Annotated in this window: 10 protein-coding genes, 1 tRNA gene and 1 pseudogene; 6 read left to right on the top strand and 6 right to left on the bottom strand. The window is 72.9% G+C overall.

Translation table 11 applies throughout. From position 1 onward, the window contains the following. Positions 1 to 33: 33 nt before the first annotated feature. Positions 34 to 489 carry a GatB/YqeY domain-containing protein gene (locus PVK74_RS19770; protein WP_064446806.1) on the bottom strand — a complete coding sequence of 152 codons (456 nt, stop codon included), beginning with the start codon at positions 487 to 489 and terminating at the stop codon, positions 34 to 36. Positions 490 to 514: 25 nt separating this feature from the next. Between PVK74_RS19770 and PVK74_RS19775 the strand changes: the two genes are divergently transcribed. From PVK74_RS19775 to PVK74_RS19790, 4 genes and pseudogenes are all read left to right on the top strand, one after another. Beyond that, positions 515 to 1,408: a metallophosphoesterase gene (locus PVK74_RS19775; RefSeq protein ID WP_274476983.1), complete on the top strand. Its 894-nt coding sequence runs from the start codon at positions 515 to 517 to the stop codon at positions 1,406 to 1,408. A 152-nt stretch (positions 1,409 to 1,560) separates the two neighbouring features. Then, a tRNA-Pro gene (locus PVK74_RS19780) sits at positions 1,561 to 1,637 on the top strand. 85 nt (positions 1,638 to 1,722) lie between these two features. Then, positions 1,723 to 2,373 (top strand): annotated as a pseudogene (locus PVK74_RS19785) (HAD family hydrolase); the annotation flags it as partial. A gap of 77 nt (positions 2,374 to 2,450) precedes the next feature. Further along, entirely contained in the window at positions 2,451 to 3,554 is a 1,104-nt protein-coding gene (locus PVK74_RS19790) for a calcium:cation antiporter (RefSeq protein WP_043330855.1), read from the top strand. 74 nt (positions 3,555 to 3,628) lie between these two features. Here PVK74_RS19790 and PVK74_RS19795 read toward each other — a convergent pair whose 3' ends face one another. Beyond that, complete coding sequence (locus tag PVK74_RS19795; protein ID WP_274476984.1) at positions 3,629 to 4,102, bottom strand: hypothetical protein; 474 nt, start codon at positions 4,100 to 4,102, stop codon at positions 3,629 to 3,631. Between the two features lie 110 nt (positions 4,103 to 4,212). Here PVK74_RS19795 and PVK74_RS19800 point away from each other — a divergent pair, with 110 nt between their 5' ends. Continuing rightward, positions 4,213 to 5,502 (top strand): MFS transporter, encoded by a 1,290-nt coding sequence (locus PVK74_RS19800; RefSeq protein ID WP_113973599.1) that lies wholly within the window; start codon positions 4,213 to 4,215, stop codon positions 5,500 to 5,502. An 82-nt stretch (positions 5,503 to 5,584) separates the two neighbouring features. On the opposite strand, the gene PVK74_RS19805 is transcribed toward PVK74_RS19800, so the two are convergent. From PVK74_RS19805 to PVK74_RS19815, 3 genes are all read right to left on the bottom strand, one after another. Further along, positions 5,585 to 7,327 (bottom strand): bifunctional metallophosphatase/5'-nucleotidase, encoded by a 1,743-nt coding sequence (locus PVK74_RS19805; RefSeq protein ID WP_043327851.1) that lies wholly within the window; start codon positions 7,325 to 7,327, stop codon positions 5,585 to 5,587. 315 nt (positions 7,328 to 7,642) lie between these two features. Further along, positions 7,643 to 8,422, bottom strand: a complete 780-nt coding sequence (locus PVK74_RS19810; RefSeq protein WP_274476985.1) for a histone deacetylase — start codon at positions 8,420 to 8,422, stop codon at positions 7,643 to 7,645. An 11-nt stretch (positions 8,423 to 8,433) separates the two neighbouring features. Then, entirely contained in the window at positions 8,434 to 9,213 is a 780-nt protein-coding gene (locus PVK74_RS19815; protein WP_274476986.1) for a phosphodiesterase, read from the bottom strand. A gap of 178 nt (positions 9,214 to 9,391) precedes the next feature. On the opposite strand from PVK74_RS19815, the gene PVK74_RS19820 reads away from it, so the two are divergent. After that, positions 9,392 to 10,843, top strand: coding sequence for a sensor domain-containing diguanylate cyclase (locus PVK74_RS19820; protein ID WP_104114932.1), 1,452 nt, complete (start codon positions 9,392 to 9,394; stop codon positions 10,841 to 10,843). A 99-nt stretch (positions 10,844 to 10,942) separates the two neighbouring features. On the opposite strand, the gene PVK74_RS19825 is transcribed toward PVK74_RS19820, so the two are convergent. Continuing rightward, the gene (locus PVK74_RS19825) at positions 10,943 to 12,001 is read right to left on the bottom strand and encodes an aspartate-semialdehyde dehydrogenase (protein WP_274476987.1); all 1,059 of its coding nucleotides are present in this window, start codon (positions 11,999 to 12,001) and stop codon (positions 10,943 to 10,945) included. Position 12,002: the final 1 nt, after the last annotated feature.

Raw genomic sequence — 12,002 nt, forward strand, 5'->3', positions numbered from 1 at the left:
TGGCCGTCGCTTCGTCTTGTGTCTACGGGACGGTCAGAGGCCCAGCTGGCGGCGTACCTCAGCGGCCACCCGGCCCCCCTCGGCGCGGCCGGCCACCGCGGTCTGGGCGGCCTTCATGGCCGGGCCCATCTGCGCCTTGCCGGTGAAGCCGCCCGCGGCGAGCGCCCCCGAGACCAGCTCGGCCAGTTCCTCGTCGGAGAGCTGCTTGGGCAGGTAGCGCTCCAGCACCTCACCCTCGGCGGTCTCCTTGCCGGCCTGCTCGGCGCGCCCGGCGTCGGCGAACGCCACTGCCGCCTCGCGGCGCTTCTTCGCCTCCTTGGCCAGCACCGCGAGCACCTCGTCGTCGCTGAGCTCGCGCTTTTCCCGGCCGGCCACCTCGGCGTTGCCCACGGCCGCGAGGGCCATGCGAAGCGTGGAGGTGGTCAGCTCGTCGCGCGCCTTCAGGGCGGCGCGCATGTCGGCGGTGAGACGGTCCTTCAGCGTGCTCATGGACGGTGAAACTACCCTGAACGCCATGCGAAAGCGCACACTATTCCGTCTCGCGGCCGGAACCGTCGCCGCCGGGGCGGCCACCCTCGCGTACGCGTCGCTCATCGAGCGCAACATGTTCACCCTGCGCCGGTACGACGTGCCGGTGCTCCCGACCGACGCCGAACCGCTGCGGGTGCTGCACCTCTCGGACCTGCACATGATGCCCGCCCAGCGGCGCAAGCAGGACTGGGTGGCCTCGCTGGCCGCGCTCGACCCGGACCTGGTCGTGGTCACCGGCGACAACATGGCCCACCCGGAGTCGGTGCCGGGCGTGCTGCGCGCGCTGCAACCGCTGCTCGACCTGCCCGGCGCGTTCGTCTTCGGCTCCAACGACTACACCGGCCCGGTCCTGAAGAACCCCTTCACCTACTTCCTGCCGGACCGGGAGTACACCGAGGGCACGCCCCTGCCGTACGAGGAACTACGCGACATCCTCACCGGCGCCGGCTGGGTCGACATGAACAACGCCCGCACCACGCTCAAAGCAGGCGGGCGGGAGATCGAGCTGGCCGGCGTGGACGACCCGCACATCGAACGGGACGACTACGACGCCGTGGCCGGCCGGGTCAGCGGCGACGCGGCGCTGTCGATCGCGCTGTCCCACTCCCCCGAGCCCGCGGTGCTGGACCGGATGGCGGCCGACGGCTTCGGCCTGCTGCTCGCCGGGCACACCCACGGCGGCCAGGTGTGCGTGCCCGGGTACGGCGCGCTGGTGACCAACTGCGGGCTGCCCCGCTCGATGGCGCGCGGACTGCACCGCTGGCCCGGCTCGGACTCGTGGCTGCACGTCTCCGCCGGCCTCGGCACCCACCCCACCGCCCCCATCCGCTTCGCCTGCCCCCCCGAGGCCAGCATCCTCACGCTGATCTCCCGCTGACCCCGCCGCCCGGCGTCCCCGCTTCCCGGCAGATCTTGGTACGCGCCCGCCCCTCCGAGGGCCGGTTCGTACCAAGATCTGCCGCCCGCGCGGGGCGGGGGGTACCGAGTTTGACCGTGCGGGCGGGTGGGCTACTATTTGTCGGCACGCCTCGGGGTGTGGCGCAGCTTGGTAGCGCGCTTCGTTCGGGACGAAGAGGTCGTCGGTTCGAATCCGGCCACCCCGACCAGAGGTAAGAGGGCACATCCGATCCATCGGATGTGCCCTCTGCGTTTCCCCAGCCGTGATCACCCTCGCAGTAGGTCGTCTTCGACCTCTTCCACACCCTGGTCCACGGGGCCGACGACGAGCGGGACCGGGTGGTCGGCGAGATGGCGCTCCTGGTCGGGGTGGCTCCGGCGGCGCTCGTCGCCGCGTACCACGCGACGTGGCGGGACCGGCTCGTCCGGTGGAGCGCGGAGGAGACCGTCCGCATCCTCGCCGAACGCCTCGGCGGCTCGCCGACGGACGAGCAGGTAAGCCGCGCCGCCGCGCATCGGCGTGCGCTGGCCCGCCGCGTGTTGGGCCGCGTCCCGGTCGGCACCCTGGACGTGCTCGACGCGCTGCGCGAGCGCGGCCACCGGCTGGCCCTGATCAGCAATGCCACTTCCGAGACCGCCGAGGCGTGGGCGGACGGCCCACTCGCCCGGCGCTTCGACGTCGCGGTCTTCTCCAGCGCGGTCGGGCTGGCCAAGCCGGACCCGGCGATCTACCGCACCGCCGCGCAGCGCCTGGGCGTCGCGCCGGCGGAATGCGTCTACGTGGGCGACGGCGCGGACGGCGAACTGGCCGGCGCGGCGGCGGTCGGCATGACGGTGCTGCGGACCACCGAACACCAGGACACCGATCCCGGCTGGATCGGACCGGTGATCGCGAACCTCCGTGACCTGCCCACCCATGTGGAGCAACCGGCCTCGACCGAATAGATCGACAGGACTGCCCGAAGCCACCCCGCCACGCGGCGTCGACCCTGCCGCCTGGCAAAGTTATGCGCATGCCGCCGATGATCCGATCCCGCCTGACCGATTGGACCACCGTCGCGCCCCTGGTCGCCGTGCTCGTGCTCGTGATGACCTGGGGACGGGAGCTGCCCGGCCCGCTCATCTTCGTGGTGGCGGCCCTGCTCGCGGCGGCTGTGCTGGCGGCCGTACACCACGCCGAGGTGGTGGCGCACAAGGTCGGTGAGCCGTACGGCTCGCTCGTGCTGGCGGTGGCGGTCACCGTGATCGAAGTCGGTCTGATCGTCACGCTGATGATCAGCGGTGGGGACAAGACGCAGGCGCTGGCGCGGGACACCGTCTTCGCCGCCGTCATGATCACCTGCAACGGCATCCTCGGCCTGTCGCTGCTGCTCGGCGCGCTGCGCCGGCAGGTGGCGGTGTTCAATCCGGAGGGCACCGGAGGGGCGCTGGCGACGGTGGCGACGCTCGCCACGCTCAGCATGGTGGTGCCGACGTTCACCACGAGCCGGCCGGGCCCGGAGTTCTCCCCCGCCCAGCTCGCCTTCGCGGCGGTCGCCTCGCTGGCCCTCTATCTGCTGTTCGTGATGGTGCAGACCGGCCGGCACCGCGACTACTTCCTCCCGGTTACCCAGGAGGGCAGCATCCTCGCCGAGGACAAGACCGGCGACGGCCACGCCGAGCCGCCGTCCACACGTACCGCCCTGGCCAGCCTGGCCCTGCTGGTGGTGGCGTTGGTCGCGGTGGTCGGCGACGCGAAGACGATCTCTCCGGCGATCGAGACCGCGGTCAGCGCGGCGAACCTGCCGCAGGCGTTCGTCGGCGTGGTCATCGCGCTGCTGGTGCTGCTGCCGGAGACGCTCGCCGCCGCCCGGGCGGCCCGGCGGGACCGCGTGCAGATCAGCCTCAACCTCGCGCTCGGCTCGGCCATGGCCAGCATCGGCCTGACCATCCCGGCCATCGCGATCGCCTCGATCTGGCTGGACGGGCCGCTGATGCTGGGCCTGGGCGGCACCCAGATGACGCTGCTGGCGCTGACCGCTGTCACAGCGGTGCTCACCGTCGTGCCGGGCCGGGCCACAGTGCTCCAGGGCGGCGTGCACCTGGTGCTGCTCGCCGCGTTCGTCTTCCTGGCCGCGAGCCCGTAGGCCGACGCGCCAGCCGCGGGCCCGTAAACCGACGCGCCAGCCGCCGGCCGGTGAGCCGCCGGCCAACGGGTCCGTCAGTCGTGCGTCTCCGTGCGCGCCACCTCGGCGAACGCGGCGGTCAGGTACTCGGCGAACGGTCGTCCGGTGACCGCCAGCAGGTCGGCCACGAGCAGCGGGGCGTGCCGGGCGACCGCTGCCGGGCCGGGCGGGTTCTCGTCGTCACCGGGGTCGTAGACGCCGAGCGCGCCGGCCAGCAGCACCAGCAGCACGTGCGGGTCGACGTCGGGCCACCAGGCCGCCGCCGACCGGACGCACTGTTCCAGCACCTGGCGTACGTCGTCGCCGTCCAGCCCGTCCGGATGCCCCTCCTCCAGCAGCAGCCGGACCACGCCGCCGAGCACCAGCCCGGACCGGTCGGCGGTGGCCAGCCGCTCGACGGCCGGGGCGTATGCCTCGGCGTCGCGGGCCTGCGCGGCGCCCACCGCGTCGGTGGCCGTCTCGGCGATCTCGCGGGCCGGTGCGGGCAGGTGCCGCCAGGTCGTCGTCACCGGGTCAGCATGGCAGAGCACGTGTGTTCGCTCACCTTCCGGCCCAGCGACCGCGTGTGTAAGGGGTAAACGGGTCGCGAGAGTCGTACCCGAAGCACAGAATCCCTGCCATGCTGCGCCGCGCCCTGCCCGCCCGTCCCGAAGCCCGCCGGATCCTGCTCGGCACGCTGTTCTCCGCGGTCGGGCGCGGCCTCACCCTGCCGTTCCTGTTCATCTACCTCACCGACGTACGCGGCCTGACCGACACCCGGGCCGGGCTGGTGATCGGCTGGTTCGGCGCGGTCACGCTGGCGCTCTCGCCGCTGGCCGGCACGTTCATCGATCGCTTCGGCGCGCGCCGGGTCGTGTTGCCCTGCCTGGTGATCGAGGCGATCGGCGTCGGCTCACTGGCGCTCGTCGACTCGACCGCCTCGGCGTTCGGCGTGATGACGCTCATCGCCGTCGGCAGCTCGGCGATCTGGGCCGGGCAGAACACGATCCTCGCCTCGCTCACCGACGACGGCGAGCGGCAGCGCGTCTTCGGGCTCAACTTCGCGCTGCTCAACCTCGGTATCGGCACGGGCGGCCTGATCTCCGGCGCGGTGGTCGACGTGGCCCGTCCGGTCACGTTCGAGGTGATCTACCTGCTGGACGCGGTGAGCTACCTGACGCCGGCGCTGATCCTGCTGACGCTGCCGCACGTGGGGCGCCGGCCGGTCGCGGCCACGGGGGCGACGGCCGCCGATCGGAGGACCGGCGGCTACCTCACGGTGCTGCGGGACCGGCCGTTCCGCCGCCTCGTCATCTTCGGCCTGGTGCTCACCACCTGCGGGTACGCGCAGATCGAGGTGGGCTTCGCGGCGTACTCGGTGCGGGTGGTCGAGGTGACGCCGCGCGTGGTGGCGTGGGCGCTCGCCGCGAACACCGTCATGATCGTGCTCTCCCAGCTGCTGGTGATCCGGCGGCTGGAGGGGCGCAGCCGTACCCGTGCCCTGGCCACCGTCGGCGCGGTGTTCGCCGGCGCGTGGCTGGTGCTCGGCGCGGCCGGCGTGGTGGGCAGCGGCAACGCGCTGCTCGCGGCGCTCGGCGTGGTGGCCTGCTCGGCGATCTTCGGGTTCGGCGAGACGATGCTGTCTCCGGTCATGCCCGCGCTCACGAACGCGCTCGCCACCGACGAGCTGCGTGGCCGGTACAACGCGATGAGCTCGATGATCTTCGGGATCAGCGGTGTGGTCGGCCCGGTCACCGCCGGGCCGCTGATCGGCGCGGCGAACGGCCGGGTCTGGGTGGCGGTCGTGGTGGGCGGCTGCCTGGCCGCCTCGCTGCTCGCGCTGTCGCTGCGTCCGCTGCTCACCGCCGCGCAGGACGGCCGCCTGACGGCCGCCGAGGCGCCGGAGCCCGAGCCCGCGCGGGCGACCTGACCCGGGACACGTCCCCGGCGGCCTGACACGCGAACGGGCCCCGCAGCATTCGCTCCGGGGCCCGTCTGCGGTGCGTCGGCGGTCAGCCGGCGGCGACCTCGGTGGTGGTGCGGATCCGGTCCAGCGCCGGCGGGGAGACCGGCGACTTCTCGGTCAGGTACGCGGTGAAGGCGTCCAGGTCGATCTGGCCGGTCACCGCGTTGGTGCCGCCGGTCAGGACGCTGAAGCCGTCACCGCCACCGGCGAGGAAGTTGTTCACGGTGACCCGGTAGGTGGCGGTGTCCGTCACCGGGGTGCCGTTGATGGTGAGGCTGCCCCGGACCACCCGGGTGCCGGCGCACGGCGTGCCGGCCGGCGCGGTGGTGCCGTCGACGTCCACGACGTAGTTGACGGTGGAGGACGCGTAGAGCACGCGCGCCACTGTGAACTGCTGCTCCAGCATGCAGTAGAGCTGCGCGCCGGTCAGGTCGAGCGTCACCAGGTTGTTGGCGAACGGCTGCACGGTGAACGCCTCGGCGTAGGTGACCGGGCCGGCGTCGAGGTCGGCGCGTACGCCACCGGGGTTCATGAACGCGGCGACCGCGTTCTGCTCGGTGTCGGTCGCGGCGAGCTGCGCGTCGGCGATCACGTTGCCCAGCGGCGACTCACCGGTCTGGTACGTCGGCTTGCCGTTGACGTCGACCCCGGTCTGGTACAGGTTCTCCTGGGTCTTGGTGATCGCCGCGGTGGTCTCGCCGACGACCCGGTCGGCCACCGGGCCGAGCGCGGTCTTGTACCGGTTGATCAGGTCGGTCGAGGGCTTGTCCGGCGCCACGTCCCGGGTGACCACCACGTTGTTCGCGGACGCGCTCACCACGTCGCGGGTACGCGGGTCGATCTTCAGGTCGATCTGGGTGACCAGGCGGCCGAACGAGCTGGCGCTGGTGACCAGCTTGCCGTTGATGTTGCAGTTGTACGCGGCGTGGGTGTGCCCGCTGACGATCACGTCGATGGACGGGTCCATCCGGTTGGCGATGTCGACGATCGGGCCGCTGAACCCGGTGCAGTCGTTGATGCCGCCGCCGTTCTGCACGCCGCCCTCGTGCAGCAGCACGACGATGCTCTTGACGCCGAGCAGGCGCAGGATCTTGGCGTACTTGTTGGCGGTGTCGGCCTCGTCGCTGAACCGCAGGCCGGCGACGCCCTGCTGGCTGACGATGTTCGGGGTGCCCTCCAGGGTCATCCCGATGAAGCCGATCGGCACACCCTTGACGATCTTGATGCCGAACGGCTGCATCAGGGGCAGGCCGGTGGAGGTCTTGAACGCGTTCGCCGAGAGGTACTTGAACTTGGCGCCACCGAACGGGGTGCCGTCGGCGCAGCCGTCCACCGGGTGGCAGCCGCCGCGCTGCATGCGCAGCAGCTCGGCCGCACCCTCGTCGAACTCGTGGTTGCCGACGCTCGCGAACTCCAGCCCGGCGAGGTTCATCTCCTCGATGGTCGGCTCGTCGTGGAACGCGGCGGACAGCAGCGGCGAGGCGCCGATCAGGTCACCGGCGGCGACAGTGACGGTGCCCTTGCCCTGCTTCTTGGCCTCGGCGCGCATCGACTTCAGGTGGCTGGCCAGGTATTCCGCGCCACCGGCCGGCTGGCCGTCGATGGTGCCGCTGGACCCGCTCGGCGGCTCCAGGTTGCCGTGGAAGTCGTTGATCGCGAGCAGCTGGACGTCGACCGGCTTCGGGCGCGCCTCGGCCTGGTCGGGGGTGACGGCGACAGCGGTGAACGCGGTCGCGGCGAGTGCGGCCAGGCCGACTACGGCCCGGCGTCGCATCCCGGTGACGGACATGGAACTCCTCGTGAGATACCGATGCTGGTGTCCGGACGATGGTTCGCCCGGTGGCCCTGGTCCGTGCCATGACAGGGGTCGATCGTGGAAGGCGGCAATCGGGGAACGCCACCCCCGCTCGGGGGTAGCTTCTCATCCACCGGGCCTCAGGTCGACCGGGGTGGCATTCGGAATCGTCGACGTGGTGGGAGACCCGCACCGGTCCGCCGGACGAGTCGGACATGACGGTCTGGTGAATTTCCGCGCGGCGCTCGCTGTCGATGCCCGTGTCGTGAAGGGCGCCGGCTCCCAGGGACAGGGAGCCGGCGCCGACGCTCATGTCACGCGCAATTCCTTGCGCTGGCAACCGTCCTCGCCGGAATCAGCGCCTGGCGGACACCCATCGCGAGCCGAACGGTCGTTCACGTCTGACGGATCGACATCCGCAACGGACTGTCCGAATTCGACCGAAGCCCCGGAGAGCCGGTTCGAAAGCCGGCTGTGGGTGGCGGCGACGAGCCCGCGCAACGCCCGCCGGTTCCACCGCCCGGCGACTCCCGGACGGCCCGCCAGGTAGCCGACGATCCGCGCGGTGTCCCAGCCGTGCGCCTCCCGCAGACCGCGCGCCAGCATCCCGAGATAGAGCGGAGCGGGCCGGGTCCACGGCACCTCCACCGCGCGGTGCGGCGCGGTGAACGTGAGCATCGGCAGCCCTTCGCGGACGCCGACCCGCAGCAGCGTCTCGTAGCGGCCCGGCCCGAGCCTCGCCCGCCCGGTCTCGACCGCCGCGCGGATACCGGCCAGGTCGGCGCCCGGCGGCCGGTACATCTCCTGCGCCGCGATGTCGGCGAACTGCTCGACGGTCACCAGGTAGCCGCGCGCCGCCGCCCGGCCGGGCATCTGCGGGTCGTAGAACGCCATGCCGCCGGTCCAGGCCCGCGACTCGCCCGCGAAATAGACCCCGCCGGGGATCAGCGCCGGGACGGTCCGGCGCGGTGGCCGGCAGTCCCGGCAGCCGGGGTACGTGCGCAGCCCGCCGGGTGGGCGTCCGCCACGCAGGTACCAGTCGAGCCGGGCGGCGTGCAGGTTCGAGCCGTACGCGACGTACCAGAGCATCGGCGTCGCCGTCAGAACCAGCAGGTGCGCCCGGCGGCGTGGCTGGCCTGGACGGTGTGTGTCACGCAGCCGCCGTCGGCGACCAGGTGCAGCAGGAAGGCCGTCGGCTCGGCGACGAACCCCGGCTCCTCCTCGTCGGACATACTCAGGCTCACCTGGATCCACGTGCTCGGCGCGACGGTCAGCACCGTACCGGCGAACGCGCTTGTCACCTGGCGGTGCAGGTGCCCCGCGGCGACGCGTACGACATGGGGGTGCCGGCCGACCACGGCGGCGAGCGCGTCGGCGTCCGCGAGGCCCATCGCGTCCATGCCCGGTACGCCGACCGCGACCGGCGGATGGTGCAGGCACACGACGGCGGGCGCGTCGGTACGCCCGCCGAGCACCCCGTCGAGCCAGGCGAGCTGCTCGTCGCCGAGCCGGCCGCCGGTGCTGCCCGGGGTGAGCGAGTCGAGCACCACGAGCGTCGCGTCCGGCAGGTCGACGTGGTAGTGCGCCGAGAAGCCGCCGGCCAGGTAGGGGGTGCCGCCGAACGTGTCGAGCAGCGACTCGCGGTCGTCGTGGTTGCCGGTGGCCAGGTGCACCGGCAGCGGGAACGCGCCGACGATCTCGCGCAGGGCGAGGTATTCGTCCGGCCGCCCGTTGGCGGTCAGGTCGCCGGTGATCACCACGCAGTCGGGCCGGGGACGCAGCGCGAGCACCGTGCCGAGCGCCCGGTGCAACCCGGACGCCGGGTCGGCCGCGAGCGGGCCGGTGGTCACGTGCGGGTCGCTGAGCTGGGCGATGAGCATCGGCCGCCTCCTCGGAGTGCCCGGGCCCTCACGCTATCGCCACGCGCCCTCCCCGCGCAGGCCCGATCCCGCCCACAGGCTGCGTCCACAGCCTGTGGATAGCACATGTGTACGAAGGTCGGTGACGGTCGCGCTGAGTACGCTTGATCGCGACCTACCCCCTCCGAGCAGGAACGACGTGGATCACGAGCGAGTACTCCGCGACGTCACGGTGCGCCTCCCCACGGCGTCCACCGTCCCGGAGGCGTGCCAGTGGACGGTCGCCGCGCTCGCCCGGCACACCCCGGCGACCGCCGCCGTCCTGCTCCGGGTCCACGACCGTCTGCGCTGCGTCGCCGCCACCGGCGCGTGGCAGGTCTTCTCGCACGTCCCGGCGACCGCCGACGCGCCCGCCCGCCACCGACCCGAACCCTCGGTGGTGCGGCGGGTGTACGCCTCCGGGGTGACCGCCGTCGTGCCCGACGTGAGCGCCGACCCCGACTACCTGCCGGTCCGGCCGGACGTCACCGCCGAACTCTGCGTTCCGGTACGTGACCCGGACGGCCGGCCCATCGGCGTGCTCGACCTGCAGTGGTGCGAGCCCGTCCCGCTCGCGGCGTGGCGGGAGACCGCCGAACTGGTGGCCGACCGCCTCGGCGGGCGGATCGCCGCGCTCGGCGGGTCACCGGCCGAGAGCCGCAGCGAGAAGCTGCTCCGGCACGCCGCCGCGTTCACCGCCGCCCCGACCGACTGGGACCTGATGACCGCCGCGCTCGCCGCGGCCCGGGACGTGTCGGCGCTCTCCGCCGCCGTGCTGGTCCTCACCGGGCGGAGCGGCCCACGCCTCGGCGCGCCCACCGACACCCCCGGCGAGTTGGAGACACGCATCCGCGCCGAGCTGGCCGAGGCCGGCCCGGCCGCGCTGGACCGCATGATCGACCGGGCCCACCGGTACGGCTCGGCGTACACGCTGGGCGAGGCGGGGCACCCGCCCACCGAGGAGTACCTGCCGCTGACCCGGGCGGGCGCGCGCACACTGGTGGCGGTGCCGGTCGGCACGCCGGCTGCCGGCGGCGTGCTGCTGGTCGCCGACGAGCAGCGCCTGCGCCCCGACCCGACCACTGTCAACCTGATCGAACTGCTCGCCGGGCAGGCGTGGACCTGCCTGGACCGGCTGCGTACGCTCGCCCGGCTGCGCGAGCAGGCCAGCTCCGACCCGCTCACCGGGCTACGGCACACCGGCCCGTTCGGGCAGCGGATCGCCACCGCCACGCCGGGGCGTACCGCCCTGCTGGCGATCGACGTGGACGGGTTCAAGGACGTCAACGACACGTACGGCCACCAGGCCGGCGACCGGTTGCTGGTGGGGCTGGCCCGGGCACTGGAGGGCGCGCTGCGCCAGGGCGACGAGCTGTACCGGACCGGCGGGGACGAGTTCGTGGCGGTGATCGAGGTGAGCCGCCCGGAGGAGGCGGTCCGGATCGCCGAGCGGCTCACCGAGGCGGCCCGCCGTACCGGCCGGACGATCAGCGTCGGCATCGCGCTGCCGCGGCCCGGCGAGTCCCCCGAACGCACCCTGCACCGAGCCGACCAGGCCCTCTACGCGGTCAAGCGCCACGGCCGAGACGGAGTCCACCTCTCCGCCGCCTGACCCACCTTCTCCCCCGCGATCCCGCGATCTTGCACTTGCGGCCCGAAGCACGGGGCATTTGCCCCTTATACCAGGGCGCGAAGTGCAAGATCGACGGGGCTAGGCGGTGAGTTCCCTGGCGAGGAGTTCGGCGATCTGGGCCGTGTTCAGGGCGGCGCCCTTGCGGAGGTTGTCGCCGGTCACGAAAAGGTCGAGGGCTCTCGGGTCGTCGACCGCGCGGCGGATGCGGCCCACCCAGGACGGGTCGGTGCCGACCGCGTCGATCGGCATCGGGAACTCCCCGGACGCCGGGTCGTCGACCAGGATCACGCCCGGCGCGTTGCGCAGCACCTCGCGGGCTTCCTCGGCGTCCACCTCGGTGGCGAAGACCGCGTGCACGGCGACCGAGTGACCGGTCACCACCGGCACCCGTACGCAGGTGGCGGAGACCTTGAGATCGGGCAGCCCGAGGATCTTGCGGGACTCGTTGCGGAGCTTCAACTCCTCCGACGACCAGCCGTCGTCTGCGAGCGAGCCCGCCCACGGTACGACGTTGAGCGCCAGCGGCGCCGGGAACGGACCCAGCTCGTCGCCGACGGCCTGGCGCACGTCACCGGCGCGGGAGCCGAGCGCCCGGTCCCCGGCGATCTTGCCGAGCTGCAGGTGCAGCGCGTCCACGCCGGCCTGCCCGGCCCCGGACACCGCCTGGTACGACGCGAGCACCAGCTCGCGCAGGCCGTACGCGCGGTGCAGCGGGGCGATCGCCACGATCATCGCCAGCGTGGTGCAGTTGGCGTTGGCGATGATGCCCCGGGGCCGGTTGCGCACCTGGTCGGGGTTGATCTCGGGGACGACGAGCGGCACCTCGCGGTCCATCCGGAACGCGCCGGAGTTGTCCACCACCACCGCGCCGCGCCCGACGGCGACCGGGGCCCACTGCGCCGAGACGTCGTCCGGCACGTCGAACATGGCCACGTCGACGCCGTCGAGAGCGTCCGCGGTGAGGGCCTGGACGGTCAGCTCCTCGCCCCGGCACTGCACGCGCCGGCCGGCCGACCGCTCGGAGGCGAGCAGCCGGATCTCGCCCCACACGTTGCGCCGGGAGGAGAGGATCTGGCACATGACCGTACCGACGGCACCTGTCGCCCCGACCACGGCGAGGGTGGGCAGCGACGCCACG

Origin of the sequence: Micromonospora chalcea (genome assembly GCF_028768405.1) — a bacterium.
Taxonomy (GTDB): Bacteria; Actinomycetota; Actinomycetes; order Mycobacteriales; family Micromonosporaceae; genus Micromonospora; species Micromonospora chalcea.